The 13,426-nt window shown below is 64.2% G+C and carries 14 protein-coding genes; 5 read left to right on the top strand and 9 right to left on the bottom strand.

All coding sequences use genetic code 11. From position 1 onward, the window contains the following. Positions 1–287: 287 nt before the first annotated feature. The 6 genes from asd to ACF8ML_RS15000 all read right to left on the bottom strand — a co-directional run bounded on the left by asd (position 288) and on the right by ACF8ML_RS15000 (position 6,201). Positions 288–1,400, bottom strand: coding sequence for an aspartate-semialdehyde dehydrogenase (asd, locus tag ACF8ML_RS15025; protein ID WP_016447765.1), 1,113 nt, complete (start codon positions 1,398–1,400; stop codon positions 288–290). A 375-nt stretch (positions 1,401–1,775) separates the two neighbouring features. Next, complete coding sequence (leuB, locus tag ACF8ML_RS15020; protein WP_016447764.1) at positions 1,776–2,846, bottom strand: 3-isopropylmalate dehydrogenase; 1,071 nt, start codon at positions 2,844–2,846, stop codon at positions 1,776–1,778. 96 nt (positions 2,847–2,942) lie between these two features. Continuing rightward, positions 2,943–3,596: a 3-isopropylmalate dehydratase small subunit gene (leuD, locus tag ACF8ML_RS15015; RefSeq protein ID WP_016447763.1), complete on the bottom strand. Its 654-nt coding sequence runs from the start codon at positions 3,594–3,596 to the stop codon at positions 2,943–2,945. Positions 3,597–3,616: 20 nt separating this feature from the next. Beyond that, positions 3,617–3,742 carry an entericidin A/B family lipoprotein gene (locus ACF8ML_RS15010; RefSeq protein ID WP_012207035.1) on the bottom strand — a complete coding sequence of 42 codons (126 nt, stop codon included), beginning with the start codon at positions 3,740–3,742 and terminating at the stop codon, positions 3,617–3,619. A gap of 27 nt (positions 3,743–3,769) precedes the next feature. Then, complete coding sequence (gene leuC, locus ACF8ML_RS15005; RefSeq protein ID WP_016447762.1) at positions 3,770–5,191, bottom strand: 3-isopropylmalate dehydratase large subunit; 1,422 nt, start codon at positions 5,189–5,191, stop codon at positions 3,770–3,772. Positions 5,192–5,256: 65 nt separating this feature from the next. Continuing rightward, on the bottom strand, positions 5,257–6,201 hold the full coding sequence (locus ACF8ML_RS15000; protein ID WP_016447761.1) for a LysR substrate-binding domain-containing protein: 945 nt from the start codon (positions 6,199–6,201) through the stop codon (positions 5,257–5,259). A 241-nt stretch (positions 6,202–6,442) separates the two neighbouring features. Between ACF8ML_RS15000 and ACF8ML_RS14995 the strand changes: the two genes are divergently transcribed. Then, complete coding sequence (locus ACF8ML_RS14995; protein ID WP_223275145.1) at positions 6,443–7,699, top strand: tetratricopeptide repeat protein; 1,257 nt, start codon at positions 6,443–6,445, stop codon at positions 7,697–7,699. 69 nt (positions 7,700–7,768) lie between these two features. Here the strand turns inward: ACF8ML_RS14995 and dnaJ are convergent, their stop codons facing one another. The 3 genes from dnaJ to grpE form a co-directional block, all read right to left on the bottom strand. Further along, positions 7,769–8,908, bottom strand: coding sequence for a molecular chaperone DnaJ (dnaJ, locus tag ACF8ML_RS14990; RefSeq protein WP_017405356.1), 1,140 nt, complete (start codon positions 8,906–8,908; stop codon positions 7,769–7,771). A gap of 100 nt (positions 8,909–9,008) precedes the next feature. Continuing rightward, positions 9,009–10,958, bottom strand: a complete 1,950-nt coding sequence (gene dnaK / locus ACF8ML_RS14985; RefSeq protein ID WP_016447758.1) for a molecular chaperone DnaK — start codon at positions 10,956–10,958, stop codon at positions 9,009–9,011. Positions 10,959–11,072: 114 nt separating this feature from the next. Continuing rightward, complete coding sequence (gene grpE, locus ACF8ML_RS14980; RefSeq protein WP_016447757.1) at positions 11,073–11,618, bottom strand: nucleotide exchange factor GrpE; 546 nt, start codon at positions 11,616–11,618, stop codon at positions 11,073–11,075. Positions 11,619–11,920: 302 nt separating this feature from the next. Between grpE and rpsF the strand changes: the two genes are divergently transcribed. The 4 genes from rpsF to rplI are packed head-to-tail and all read left to right on the top strand — an operon-like array spanning position 11,921 to position 13,365. Next, positions 11,921–12,283: a 30S ribosomal protein S6 gene (rpsF, locus tag ACF8ML_RS14975; RefSeq protein WP_012207028.1), complete on the top strand. Its 363-nt coding sequence runs from the start codon at positions 11,921–11,923 to the stop codon at positions 12,281–12,283. Positions 12,284–12,309: 26 nt separating this feature from the next. Further along, positions 12,310–12,600, top strand: a complete 291-nt coding sequence (gene priB, locus ACF8ML_RS14970; protein ID WP_016451191.1) for a primosomal replication protein N — start codon at positions 12,310–12,312, stop codon at positions 12,598–12,600. An 18-nt stretch (positions 12,601–12,618) separates the two neighbouring features. After that, the gene (gene rpsR, locus ACF8ML_RS14965; protein ID WP_012207026.1) at positions 12,619–12,900 is read left to right on the top strand and encodes a 30S ribosomal protein S18; all 282 of its coding nucleotides are present in this window, start codon (positions 12,619–12,621) and stop codon (positions 12,898–12,900) included. A 12-nt stretch (positions 12,901–12,912) separates the two neighbouring features. Beyond that, complete coding sequence (rplI, locus tag ACF8ML_RS14960) at positions 12,913–13,365, top strand: 50S ribosomal protein L9 (RefSeq protein WP_016447755.1); 453 nt, start codon at positions 12,913–12,915, stop codon at positions 13,363–13,365. Positions 13,366–13,426: the final 61 nt, after the last annotated feature.

Below are 13,426 nucleotides of genomic sequence, written 5' to 3'. Positions count from 1 at the left end.
AATTTACCCGGGGATAGATGGCACGCCATATACCAAGGTGCTTGGGTCGCATTGTCGGCCACGCTATAGGATCGCAAGCGTCTGGTTGCCGGTGAACGCTGCCAGTTGTTGTCGAACGGCAACGAGAAGAAACACAATGTATCTTCGGTGATTGTAGGCAACCGCCTACAGTCAGGGGACAAGAGACTTGGGCATTGTGCCCAATCGCACAGGGTTTAAAGCCGAAAAAAGCGCCATGTCCCGGGCCAGGACATGGCGCTTTTTGTGTTGGCTCAAGCCGGCGGTGCTCAGGCGGCCAGCAGGATGCGCAGCATGCGGCGCAGCGGCTCGGCGGCGCCCCACAGCAGTTGGTCGCCGATCACGAAGGCCGACAGGTATTCGGGGCCCATGTTCAGCTTGCGCACGCGGCCCACGCCGACTTCCAGGCCGCCGGTGATGGCGGCGGGCGTCAGTTCCTTGACGGTAATGGCGCGTTCATTGGGCACCCACTTCACCCAGGGGTTGCCGGACTTGATGATGGCTTCCAGCTCCTGCAGGGGCAGGTCCTTCTTGAGCTTGAGGGTCAGCGCCAGGCTGTGGCAGCGCATGGCGCCGATGCGCACGCACAGGCCGTCGACGGGAATGGTCTGCTCCGTGCCCAGGATCTTGTTGACCTCGGCCTGGCCCTTCCACTCTTCCTTGGACTGGCCGTTGTCCAGCTGTGCGTCGATCCAGGGGATCAGGCCGCCAGCCAGAGGCGCGCCGAAGAATTCGGTGGGCACATCGGTGCGGATGGTCTGGGCCACCTTGCGGTCGATATCCAGGATGGCGGAGGCGGGCGTGGCCAGCTCGTCGGCCACGGCCGCATGCACCACGCCCATGCCCTTGAGCAGTTCGCGCATGTGGTTGGCGCCGCCACCGGAGGCTGCCTGGTAGGTCATGGAGCTGACCCATTCCACGAGACCGGCCTTGAACAGGCCGCCCAGGCCCATCAGCAGGATGGAGTTGGTGCAGTTGCCGCCAATCCAGTTCTTGCCGCCCGCGGCGAGCTTGGACTGGATCAGGCCTTCATTGACGGGGTCGAGCACGATGACGGCATCGCCTTCCATGCGCAGCGACGATGCGGCATCGATCCAGTGGCCGTTCCAGCCCGAGGCGCGCAGCTGGGGGAAGACTTCCTTGGTGTAGTCACCGCCCTGGCAGGTGATGATGATGTCGCACTTGGACAGCTCGGCAATGTCGTTGGCATTGCGCAGCTCGGTGTGGGTCTTCGCCATGGCCGGGGCCTTGCCGCCGGCGTTGGAGGTGGAGAAGAAAACGGGCTCGATCAGGTCGAAATCGCCCTCTGCCTGCATGCGGTCCATCAGCACGGAGCCGACCATGCCGCGCCAGCCCACCAGGCCTACCAATTGCTTGCTCATTTTTGAAACGCCCTTTCAGTGTGAAAACAGTGCTGGATCAAGACTGTTGTCGCCCGGCTCGTCTGGGCCAGGTGAGGGCGCACGACGAACCGGGCTGGGTCAGCCTTTGATTGTCGTAATGGTTGTGGATGTGATTGCGCGCACGGCCACACCAGCCTGGGCGGCGGGTGCAATGTTCAGCAGGAGGAACGGGCGGGCGGCAAACATAAGAGCAGTCATTCTAGCGAATACGCCAGGAAAGAGAATGTCTGTTTGATGAATATCTTCGTCGAAATGGCGAAAAGCAGACGTCTGTTTTGACGCTTTGCCAAGTTCTGGAAAATCCTGGTCAGGCAGGGCAGCCGCAAGCCCGGAGGCTCGCGGCTGTCGTGGACGTCAGGCCAGCGCGGCCACCACGGCATCGCCCATCTCGCGGGTGGAGACCTTGGTCGTGCCTTCGCTGTGGATGTCGGCCGTGCGCAGGCCCTGGGCCAGGACCTTTTGCACGGCGGCTTCGATACGCTGTGCAGCAGCCTCCTGGTTCAGCGAGAAGCGCAGCATCATCGCAGCCGACAGGATGGTGGCCAGCGGATTGGCAATGCCCTTGCCCGCAATGTCGGGGGCCGAGCCATGGCTGGGCTCGTACAGACCCTGGCCCTTGGCGTTGAGCGAGGCGGAGGGCAGCATGCCGATGGAGCCGGTGAGCATGGAGGCTTCATCGGACAGGATGTCGCCAAACATATTGCCCGTGACCACCACGTCGAAGCGCTTGGGCTCCTTGACCAGTTGCATGGCGGCGTTGTCCACGTACATGTGGTCCAGTTGCACGTCGGGGTACTGCTGGCCCACCTCGGTGACCACGTCCTTCCAGAACTGGAAGGTTTCCAGCACGTTGGCCTTGTCCACGCTGGTCACGCGCTTGCTGCGCTTTTGCGCGGCCTGGAAGGCCACGTGGGCGATGCGCTCGATCTCGGGCTTGGAGTAGCGCATGGTGTCGAAGGCTTCCTCGGCGCCGGGGAAGTGGCCGTCGGTGGCCACGCGGCGGCCGCGCGGCTGGCCGAAGTAGATGTCGCCGGTCAGCTCGCGGATGATGAGGATGTCCAGGCCTGCGACCAGTTCGGGCTTGAGGCTGGAGGCATGGGTCAGCTCCGCATAGCAGATGGCCGGGCGGAAGTTGGCAAACAGACCCATGTGCTTGCGCAGGCCCAGGATGGCCTGCTCGGGGCGCAGCGGGCGGTCCAGCGTGTCGTACTTCCAGTCGCCCACGGCGCCGAACAGCACGGCGTCGGACTCCATGGCCAGCTTCAGCGTGGATTCGGGCAGCGGGTGGCCGGCAGCTTCGTAGGCAGCGCCGCCCACGGGGGCGGTCTGCATGTCGAAGTCCAGGCCCAGGGCGCCCAGCACCTTCACGGCTTCCGCAACGATTTCGGGGCCGATGCCATCACCGGGCAAGACTGCGATTTTCATGGTGTTCCTTTTGAGAGACTGTTCGGATGGTGGAAGGCCGCCGGCGGCTGGTTCAGCAACGCCTGCGGCCCATTGATGCGCGCAAGTGGAGATCGATCAGCGCTGCACCAGCGTGTGGGCCAGCCAGGGCTTGGTGGCCAGGCGCTCGGCCTCGTAGGCGCGGATCTTGTCGGCATGGCGCAGGGTCAGGCCGATGTCGTCAAAACCGTTGAGCAGGCAGTACTTGCGGAAGGCAATGACGTCGAAGGGGATCTCCTCGCCCTGCGGGCGCACGATCACCTGGCGGTCCAGGTCGATGGTCAGCTCGTAGCCGGGGAAGGCGGCGATCTCGTTGAACAGCATGTCGATCGTGGCTTCGGGCAGCACGATGGGCAGCAGGCCGTTCTTGAAGCAGTTGTTGAAGAAGATGTCGGCGAAGCTGGGTGCCAGGATGGCGCGAAAGCCGTACTGGTCCAGGGCCCAGGGCGCGTGCTCGCGGCTGGAGCCGCAGCCGAAGTTCTTGCGTGCGACCAGGATGGAGGCGCCCGCATAGCGCGGCTGATTGAGCACGAAGTCGGGGTTGGGCTTGCGCGAGGCCGGGTCCTGGCCGGGTTCGCCATGGTCCAGGTAGCGCCACTCGTCGAACAGGTTCACACCGAAGCCGGTCTTCTTGATCGACTTGAGGAACTGCTTGGGAATGATGGCGTCGGTGTCGACGTTCTCGCGGTCCATGGGGGCGACAAGGCCCTTGTGCACGGTGAATTGTTGCATGGCAGTATCGAATTCAGGGTTCAGCGGGCGGCGCGTTCGATGGCGCTGCCCGCGCTTTGCACGTCCTGGCCAATGCCCTTGACGGTATTGCAGGCGGCCAGGGTGAAGGCCAGGCCGATCAGGAGGATCGAGAAGGAAGGCTTCATGGTGTGCTGGCGGGGGCAGTTGCGGGTTCAGGAGAATCTGCGGATGTCCACGAAGTGGCCGTGGATGGCCGCGGCAGCGGCCATGGCGGGGCTCACCAGGTGGGTGCGTCCGCCCGCGCCCTGGCGGCCTTCGAAGTTGCGGTTGCTGGTGGAGGCGCAGCGCTCGCCGGGCTCCAGGCGGTCGGCATTCATGGCCAGGCACATGGAGCAGCCGGGTTCGCGCCATTCAAAGCCTGCCGCCTTGAAGATCTGGTCCAGGCCTTCGCGCTCGGCCTGCTCCTTGACCAGGCCCGATCCGGGCACCACCATGGCCAGCTTGATGTTGCGTGCCACCTTCTGGCCCAGCTTCTTGACCACGGCGGCGGCTTCGCGCATGTCTTCGATGCGGCTGTTGGTGCACGAGCCGATGAAGACCTTGTCCACGAAGATGTCGTCGATGGCCTTGCCGGGTTCCAGCGCCATGTAGGTCAGCGCGCGCTCGATGGCGCCGCGCTTGCTGGCATCCTTTTCCTTGTCGGGATCGGGCACGCGGGCATCCACGCCCAGCACCATTTCGGGCGAGGTGCCCCAGGTGACCTGCGGCACGATCTCGCTGGCCTGCAGCTCGACCACGCGGTCGAACTTCGCATCGGCATCGGAGTGCAGCGTCTTCCAGTAGGCGACGGCGGCGTCCCATTCGGCGCCGGTGGGGGCCAGCGGGCGGCCCTTGACGTACTGGATGGTCTTATCGTCCACGGCCACCAGGCCGGCGCGCGCGCCGCCTTCGATGGCCATGTTGCAGACCGTCATGCGGCCTTCCATGCTCAGGTCGCGGATGGCCTCGCCTGCGAACTCGATGGTGTAGCCCGTGCCGCCGGCCGTGCCGATCTTGCCGATGATGGCCAGCACGATGTCCTTGGCCGTGATGCCGGGCGCCGCCTTGCCGCTGACGTTGATCAGCATGTTCTTGGCCTTCTTGGCCAGCAGGGTCTGGGTGGCCATCACGTGCTCGACTTCGGAGGTGCCGATGCCGTGGGCCAGTGCGCCGAAGGCGCCATGCGTGGACGTGTGGCTGTCGCCGCAGACCACGGTCATGCCGGGCAGGGTGGCGCCTTGCTCGGGACCCATGACGTGGACGATGCCCTGGCCCTTGTCCATGAAGGGAAAGAAGGCCGCAGAGCCGAACTCGCCGATGTTGGTGTTCAGCGTGGTGATCTGTTCCTTGCTGATGGGGTCGGCAATGCCGTCATAGCCGCGCTCCCAGCCGTCGGTGGGTGTGTTGTGGTCGGCCGTGGCCACCACGGAGCTGATGCGCCACAGCTTGCGGCCGGCCATGCGCAGGCCTTCGAAGGCCTGGGGGCTGGTGACTTCGTGCACCAGGTGGCGGTCGATGTAGAGGACGGCGGTGCCGTCATCCTCGGTGTGGATGACATGCTCGTCGAAGATCTTGTCGTAGAGGGTGCGTCCCATGGCGTTCTCGAATGGTTGGTGTCGTGGGGAAATTCTTGGATGTGCATCCGGGGGCCAAGGGGCCTTCAGGATGCGCTGGCCGGCGGGCTCAGGTGCTCGACCAGCAGGCGGGCCGTAACGGGTAGCGCGTCGAAGTCGCGCGCCACGATGCTCAGCTCGCGCCGTGCCCAGTCGTCGCTGAGCTCCAGGGCGCGCAGATGGCCCACGCCGTGCATGAGCTCGAAGGCGCGGTCGGGGATCAGTCCCACGCCCAGGCCGTTGTCGATCATGCGGCACATGGCATCCAGGCTGGTGACCTGGATGCGCTGGTGCAGCGCATGCCCGGCCTGGGCCGCAGCCGCACGCATGGCCAGGCTGATGGAGGAGCCGGCCTGCAGGCTGACGATGTCCCATTCGAGCACATCGGCAAAGGCCACGCTGTCGCTGTGCGCCAGCGCGTGCTGCTCGGGCACCACGACGACCAGCCGGTCCTCGCGGTAGGGGCGGTGCTGCAGCGCGGGAGTGGCCTGGCCATTGCCCAGCGGCATGTATGCCATGGAGCAGATGCCGATGTCGGCCGTGCCTTCCTGCACCGCCGCCAGCACGGCGGGGCTGAGCTGCTCCTGCAGGTCGATCTTGACCTGGCCATGCTTGCGCGCGAAGACGCCCAGGTCTTCCGGCAGGAACTGCACGATGGCCGACATATTGGCGTGGATGCGTACATGGCCGCGCACGCCATCGGCGTACTCGGACAGCTCGCCCTGCATGCGCTCCAGGCCATACAGCACGTTGCGCGCGTGGTGCAGCAGGCTTTCGCCGGCAGGAGTGAGTGTCACGCCACGGCTGTGGCGATACAGCAGGGCCGTGTCCACGGTGGCCTCGAGGTCGGACAGGCGCTTGCTCACCGCCGAAGCGGCGATGAACTCGCGCTCTGCCGCTCGTCCGATGCTGCCAAGTTCGCAGACAGCCACGAACAGCTGCAAGGAGGTAAGGTCTATGCGCCGTGCAAAACTGCGCTCTGAATTCTTCATGTGGTGGGGTTCAGGCTTCTCATTAGGAGAAGTTGGATGGATTTTCTCGCACAAGTCATCGATCTGTCATCTTCAAGCGCGATGTCTTTGGTGATGTCGTGCGATTTCATGGAGATGGGGGTCATGCCTCGTGGCGATGGCTGCGGGCAGCCATGCCCGCCGGAACGCCGGTTGCATACTGAAAGAATTTGTCAATCTTTGCGCCAGTCGCCTGCATGGATTGCTGCAAAAATAAGAGCATATGAACGATCGATACCCGACGGGCCTGCGAGCCCTGCCTGCAGGCCTGTCATTGCTGCTGGCCGCAGCCCTGTCCTGCATGGCCGTCCCGGCGTCTGCCAAGCCGCAGCCACCGGCGAAGAACACGGCCAAGAGCGGCGCGAAGGCCCCCGCCAAGCCTGCGGCCAAGGCAGCTGCGAGGCCGACAGGCAAGACCGCCGTCAAATCCAAGGGCAAGCCGGCACCTGCCACCACCCGCAGCGCACCTGCCAAGGCGGCCGCCGCTGCAGGCGTGGTGGGCGGCGCTGCCGCAGCGGGGGCTGCAGCTGCAGCCGCAGGTGGCGGCGCGTCCAAGGGTGAGTCCGGCCTGAGCGCTGCCGAGCTTGCAGCGCTGCAGCAGCATGCCGAGCAGGGCGAGGCCAGCGCCCAGTACGCGCTGGGCTCGCTGTACAAGCGCGGCCAGGGCGTTGCCCTGGATGCGGAGACTGCCGCCCGGTGGTATGAGAAATCGGCCCAGCAAGGCTATGCGCCGGCTCAGTCCGACCTGGGTTTGATGTACGCCAATGGCCGTGGCGTGGTGCGCGACGATGCGCAGGCCGTGCAGTGGTATCGCAAGGCGGCCGAGCAGGGTGATGCCGTGGCACAGAACAACCTGGGCCTGATGCTGGCCGAAGGGCGCGGAGCCGCCAAGGATCCCGTCCAGGCCGTGCAATGGTTCCAGCGCTCGGCCGAACAGGGGGAGGCGGCCGGCCAGTACAGCCTGGGCGTGATGTATGCCACGGGCCGGGGCGTGGCCGAGGATGTGGCGCAGGCGCTGCGCTGGTTCGTGGCGGCGGCAGGCCAGGGCCATGTCGATGCGCAATTCAACGCCGGCATGCTCTATGCCGAGGGTGGCGTGGTCGATCGCGACATGGCGCAGGCCGCACACTGGCTGGAGAAGGCGGCCGAGCAGGGCAGTGCCGCAGCCCAGTCCAACCTGGGCGTTCTGTATGCCAATGGCCAGGGCGTGCCTGCCAGCGACAAGCAGGCCGCGCGCTGGCTGGAGCGTGCCGCCCAGCAGGGCGACGCGCTGGCGCAGTCCAATCTGGCCAGCCTCTATTCCTCGGGCAAGGGCGTGGAGCGCAGCCCGTCGCAGGCCTATTTCTGGATGCTGCTGGCAGCGGGCAAGGACAGCTCTCTGGCGGCCAAGCGCGACAGCATGGCCCAGCCGCTGAGCGCGGCAGAGCGCGCACGTGCCGAGCGGCAGGCGGCGGCCTGGAAGGCCAAACCCGCTCCCTGAGCCCTGTTGAGGATGCACCAATGAAAAACGCCTCGGAAGAGGCGTTTTTGTTGGGGGCTCAGTGCTGCATCAACTGAAGAAGCTCTTGAGCCTGTCGGTCCAGCTCTCGCCGCTGGGCGAATGCTTGGCGCCGCCCTTCTTGAGCGATTCCTCCAGCTCGCGCAGCAGCTTGCGCTGGTACTCGGTCAGCTTGACGGGCGTCTCGACCACGATGTGGCAGTACAGGTCACCGGGGTAGCTGGAGCGCACGCCCTTGATGCCCTTGCCGCGCAGGCGGAACTGCTTGCCGGCCTGGGTGCCTTCGGGGATGTCGATGGCCGCCTTGCCCGAGAGGGTGGGTACCTCGATCTCGCCACCCAGCGCCGCCGTGATGAAGCTCACGGGCACGTTGCAGTGCAGATCGTCGCCATCGCGCTCGAAGATGTCGTGGTCCTTGATGCGGATCTCGATGTAGAGATCGCCTGCAGGCCCGCCATTGGTGCCGGGTTCGCCATTGCCCGAGGAGCGGATGCGCATGCCGTCGTCGATGCCTGCGGGAATCTTCACTTCCAGCGTCTTCTGGCGCTTGACCTTGCCCTGGCCGCCGCAGCTGGTGCAGGGTTCGGGAATGATCTTGCCGGTGCCTCGGCAGTGCGGGCAGGTCTGCTGCACGCTGAAGAAGCCCTGGCGCATCTGCACGCTGCCCATGCCGTTGCAGGTGGTGCAGGTCTTGGCGCTGGTGCCGGGCTTGGCGCCGCTGCCGTGGCAGGTGTCGCAGCTGTCCCAGCTGGGGATGCGTATCTGCGCATCCTTGCCGTGGGCCGCCTCTTCCAGCGTGATCTCCATGGCATAGCTGAGGTCGTTGCCACGGTAGACCTGGCGGCCGCCACCTGCGCCGCCGCGCCGCCCGCCCTGGTTGAACATGTCGCCGAAGATGTCGCCAAAGGCCTCGGCAAAGCCGCCAAAGCCTTCTGCGCCGCCGCCCATGCCGCGGTTGGGGTCCACGCCTGCGTGGCCGTACTGATCGTAGGCCGCGCGTTTGTTGCTGTCGGAGAGCATCTCGTAGGCCTCCTTGGCCTCCTTGAATTTCTCTTCCGCCTCGCGTGCGGCATCCCCCTGGTTGCGGTCAGGGTGGTACTTCATCGCCAGCTTGCGATAAGCCTTCTTGATGTCGTCGTCCGAGGCGTTCTTGGCAACGCCGAGGACCTCGTAAAAATCGCGTTTGGACATGGTGTTTGCTAGCCAGTCAGTGAGAACAGGAACGCCGCGTCAGCCCCTTGGCAGGGCCGAGCGCGGCGGCAAGCGGTCGTCAAGGGACCACGCGCTGGGTTCAGTCCTTCTTGACTTCCTTGACTTCGGCGTCGACGACGTTGTCGTCAGCGGCTGCAGCACCGGCCGAGGCGCCTGCAGCACCGGCGGCTGCTGCGGCGGCGGCTGCCTCGGGGGCGCCCGCTGCCTGTGCATCGGCGTACATCTTCTCGCCGAGCTTCTGGCTGACCGTCATCAGCGCCGTGGTCTTGGCGTCGATGGCGTCCTTGTCCTCGCCCTTGAGCGCTTCTTCCAGGTCCTTGACGGCGCTCTCGATGGCGGTCTTCTCGCCAGCGTCGAGCTTGTCGCCATGCTCGCCCAGGCTCTTCTTGACGCTGTGCACGGCAGCCTCGCCCTGGTTGCGGGCCTGGACCAGTTCCAGCTTCTTCTTGTCGTCGGCGGCGTTCAGCTCGGCGTCCTTGACCATCTTCTGGATCTCTTCCTCGGACAGGCCGGAGTTCGCCTTGATGGTGATCTTGTTTTCCTTGCCCGATGCCTTGTCCTTGGCGGACACGTTCAGGATGCCGTTGGCGTCGATGTCAAAGGCCACTTCGATCTGGGGCACACCACGCGCGGCCGGCGGGATGCCTTCGAGGTTGAACTCGCCCAGCATCTTGTTGCCCGAAGCCATTTCGCGCTCGCCCTGGAACACCTTGATCGTCACGGCAGGCTGGTTGTCGTCGGCCGTCGAGAAGGTCTGTGCGAACTTCGTCGGGATGGTGGTGTTCTTGGTGATCATCTTGGTCATCACGCCACCCAGCGTCTCGATGCCCAGCGACAGCGGTGTCACGTCCAGCAGCAGCACGTCCTTGCGGTCACCCGACAGAACCTGGCCCTGCACGGCGGCGCCCACGGCCACGGCTTCGTCGGGGTTCACGTCCTTGCGGGGATCCTTGCCGAAGAATTCCTTGACCTTTTCCTGCACCTTGGGCATGCGGGTCATGCCGCCGACCAGGATGACGTCATCGATGTCGGACACGGACACGCCTGCGTCCTTGATGGCCGTGCGGCAGGGCGCAATGGTGCGCTCGATCAGGTCCTCGACCAGGCTTTCCAGCTTGGCGCGGGTCAGCTTGATGTTCAGGTGCTTGGGACCCGAGGCATCGGCCGTGATGTAGGGCAGGTTGATGTCGGTCTGGGCCGAGTTCGACAGCTCGATCTTGGCCTTCTCGGCGGCTTCCTTCAGGCGCTGCAGGGCCAGCACGTCCTTGGACAGATCGACGCCCTGTTCCTTCTTGAACTCGGTGATGATGTAGTCGATGATGCGCTGGTCGAAGTCTTCGCCGCCCAGGAACGTGTCGCCGTTGGTCGACAGCACTTCGAACTGCTTTTCGCCGTCCACATCGGCGATTTCGATGATGGACACGTCAAAGGTGCCGCCGCCCAGGTCATACACGGCGATCTTGCGGTCGCCCTTGTCGGTCTTGTCCAGGCCGAAGGCCAGGGCCGCCGCCGTGGGTTCGTTGATGATGCGCTTGACTTCCAGGCCGGCGATGCGGCCGGCGTCCTTGGTGGCCTGGCGCTGGGCGTCGTTGAAGTAAGCGGGCACGGTGATCACGGCCTCGGTCACGGGCTCGCCCAGGTAGTCCTCGGCGGTCTTCTTCATCTTGCGCAGCACTTCGGCGGAAATCTGCGGCGGGGCCAGCTTCTGGCCGCGCACTTCCACCCAGGCGTCGCCGTTGTCGGCACGCGAGATGGTGTAGGGCATCAGGTCGATGTCCTTTTGCACTTCCTTCTCGTCGAACTTGCGGCCGATCAGGCGCTTGGCGGCATAGATGGTGTTGCGGGGGTTGGTGACCGCCTGGCGCTTGGCCGAGGCGCCGACGAGGATCTCGCCGTCTTCCTGGTACGCAATGATCGACGGCGTGGTGCGCGCACCTTCGCTGTTCTCGATCACGCGCGTGGTGTTGCCGTCCATGATGGCCACGCAGCTATTGGTGGTGCCCAGGTCAATACCGATGATTTTTCCCATTTTGAGTTCTCTCCGCGTTCTGTGAAATGTTTGAATGACTGCTAACTTGTGGCCGGCTCGCGCAGCTTCAAGGGGCTTGTCCCCTTTTTTGTCAGTGCTGCCGTGAGTGCCCGCTTACTGGGGCTGGGCCACGGTCACGAGGGCCGGGCGCAGGATGCGGTCGGCGATCAGGTAGCCCTTTTGCAGCACCGACACCACGGTGTTGGCTTCCTGCTGTGCAGGCACCATGCTGATCGCCTGGTGCAGGTTGGGGTCGAATTTCTCGCCGGCAGCCGGATTGATGGTCACGACCTTGTTGCGCTCAAGGGCCGAGGTCAGCTGGCGCAGCGTGGCGTCGGCGCCTTCGCGCAGCTGTTCCGGCGTGGCCTGTTGAATGGCCAGGGCGGCATCCAGGCTGTCGCAGACAGGCAGAAGGCTTTCGGCAAAGCTCTCGATGCCGAATTTGCGCGCCTTGGAGACTTCGTCTTCCGCGCGGCGGCGCACATTCTCGGCCTCGGCCTTGGCGCGCAGGAACTGGTCTGCCAGCTCGGCACTCTTGGCCTTGAGTTCGGCCAGCTCGGCCTGCAGGCGCTGCAGCTCGTCGGCTGCATTGGCCGCCATGGCGGCTTCGATTTCTTCCGGGGCTGCGTCTTGCAAGGGGTTGGAGTTTTGTTCAGACATGGATAGAGACTTCAGCTACAAAACAAAGCGGTCGCCAGACTGGAGTCCGGGCGATTGCACGATCTTGAATCGAGATGCGAGCGGATCGGTGTATTTTCAAGGGCTTTGTGCATGTGCATCCGCGCGGCAGAGGTACACGGTGAGGGCAAAAGCCGGGCGACGGGGCAAAAGCCCCACACAGATCCGGGGTCTCGGGCAGTGCGAAGTGTACAGATGGAAGAGGGCTGCGCTAGAATCCAATGCTTTGCCTTGCCGCACCGCTACAAGACGCAGTGGGCGGCGTTTTCCCAAAAGGAGTCGATATGCGTCATTACGAAATCGTTTTGTTGATCCACCCGGATCAGAGCGAGCAGGTTCCCGCCATGCTGGAACGCTACAAGGGCATGATCACCGCTGGCGGTGGCAAGGTCCATCGCGAAGAAGACTGGGGCCGTCGCCAACTGGCTTACATGATCAACAAGCTCGCCAAGGCCCACTACCTGTGCCTGAACATCGAAGCCGACCAGGCTGTGATGGCTGAGCTGGAGCATGCCTTCAAGTTCAACGATGCCGTGCTGCGTCACCTGACGGTTCAGAAGAAGAAGGCCGACACTGCGCCTTCCTCGATGATGAAGACCGTCGAGCGTGAAGAGGCCCGCAAGGCCAGCCAGACCGAACAGGCCTGAGCCCAGCCCTGTCAGAACCTGAAGGAGTGGAGAACCACGTTGTACTGACGGCCGCCATCGCAGAGCTTCAAGCACTGCGCTACACGCCGGCAGGGCTGCCAGCCCTTGAACTGCGACTCGAGCATGCGTCGCGGCAGAAAGAGGCGGGAAGCGAGCGCAGCGTGACGGCATCTGTCAAGGCGGTGGCCTTTGGCGCGCTGGCTGAAAAGCTGGCCCGCCAGGCGCTCGGCAGCCAGTGGAAGTTCCAAGGCTTCCTGGCAACGCCCCGCAACGGCAAATTGCTGGTTCTTCACATCCAGGACATTCAACAAAACTAATTTTCAAGAGGTCCAGAAATGGCCACGTTCAAGAAATTCAACAAGGACAAGCGCCCCAAGCGCAACACGCAGTCGCTGCTGTTCAAGCGCAAGCGCTTCTGCCGCTTCACCGTCGCCGGCGTCGAAGAAATCGACTACAAGGATGTGGACACCCTGCGTGACTTCATCGGTGAAAACGGCAAGATCGTCCCCGCTCGCCTGACCGGCACGCGCGCCATCTACCAGCGTCAGTTGAACACTGCCATCAAGCGCGCCCGCTTCCTGGCTCTGGTTCCTTACTCTGACCAGCACAAGATCTAAGGAATACAACCCATGCAAGTCATTCTGCTCGACAAGGTTGTGAACCTCGGTGGCCTCGGCGATATCGTCAAGGTCAAGGACGGCTACGCCCGCAACTTCCTGATCCCCACGGGCGCTGCCCGTCGCGCCACGGCTTCCGCCAAGGCCGAGTTCGAAGCCAAGCGCGCCGAACTGGAAAAGCAAGCGGCTGAAAAGCTGGCTGCTGCCCAGCAACTGGGCGAAAAGCTCAACGGCGTGAACGTCAAGCTGACCCAGAAGGCTGGCGTTGACGGCCGCCTGTTCGGTTCGGTGACCAATGCCGACATCGCCGAAGAACTGACCAAGGCCGGTTTCGCCGTTGCCAAGTCGCAAGTTCGCCTGGTCAACGGTCCCATCAAGACCGTGGGCGACGCCACCGTGGTCGTGGCACTGCACACCGACGTCAGCGTCGAAGTGTCGGTGTCGGTCTACGGCGACCACTCCTGATCCGGGGCTTGTCCCGTATCACCAAAAAGCCGCCTTCGGGCGGCTTTTTGCTTTGCCGCGC

Origin of the sequence: Delftia sp. WSY_10 (genome assembly GCF_043104705.1) — a bacterium.
Classification (GTDB): domain Bacteria; phylum Pseudomonadota; class Gammaproteobacteria; order Burkholderiales; family Burkholderiaceae_C; genus Comamonas; species Comamonas tsuruhatensis.
Note: the sequence above shows the minus strand (reverse complement) of the source record. Positions and strands in the feature narration are given on the sequence as shown.

Bases quoted from the DNA above. Each gene is read 5' to 3' on its own strand.
- asd (WP_016447765.1), bottom strand. From the start codon at position 1,400: ATGAGCAAGCAATTGGTAGGCCTGGTGGGCTGGCGCGGCATGGTCGGC.
- leuB (WP_016447764.1), bottom strand. From the start codon at position 2,846: ATGAAAATCGCAGTCTTGCCCGGTGATGGCATCGGCCCCGAAATCGTT.
- leuD (WP_016447763.1), bottom strand. From the start codon at position 3,596: ATGCAACAATTCACCGTGCACAAGGGCCTTGTCGCCCCCATGGACCGC.
- ACF8ML_RS15010 (WP_012207035.1), bottom strand. From the start codon at position 3,742: ATGAAGCCTTCCTTCTCGATCCTCCTGATCGGCCTGGCCTTCACCCTG.
- leuC (WP_016447762.1), bottom strand. From the start codon at position 5,191: ATGGGACGCACCCTCTACGACAAGATCTTCGACGAGCATGTCATCCAC.
- ACF8ML_RS15000 (WP_016447761.1), bottom strand. From the start codon at position 6,201: ATGAAGAATTCAGAGCGCAGTTTTGCACGGCGCATAGACCTTACCTCC.
- ACF8ML_RS14995 (WP_223275145.1), top strand. From the start codon at position 6,443: ATGAACGATCGATACCCGACGGGCCTGCGAGCCCTGCCTGCAGGCCTG.
- dnaJ (WP_017405356.1), bottom strand. From the start codon at position 8,908: ATGTCCAAACGCGATTTTTACGAGGTCCTCGGCGTTGCCAAGAACGCC.
- dnaK (WP_016447758.1), bottom strand. From the start codon at position 10,958: ATGGGAAAAATCATCGGTATTGACCTGGGCACCACCAATAGCTGCGTG.
- grpE (WP_016447757.1), bottom strand. From the start codon at position 11,618: ATGTCTGAACAAAACTCCAACCCCTTGCAAGACGCAGCCCCGGAAGAA.
- rpsF (WP_012207028.1), top strand. From the start codon at position 11,921: ATGCGTCATTACGAAATCGTTTTGTTGATCCACCCGGATCAGAGCGAG.
- rpsR (WP_012207026.1), top strand. From the start codon at position 12,619: ATGGCCACGTTCAAGAAATTCAACAAGGACAAGCGCCCCAAGCGCAAC.
- rplI (WP_016447755.1), top strand. From the start codon at position 12,913: ATGCAAGTCATTCTGCTCGACAAGGTTGTGAACCTCGGTGGCCTCGGC.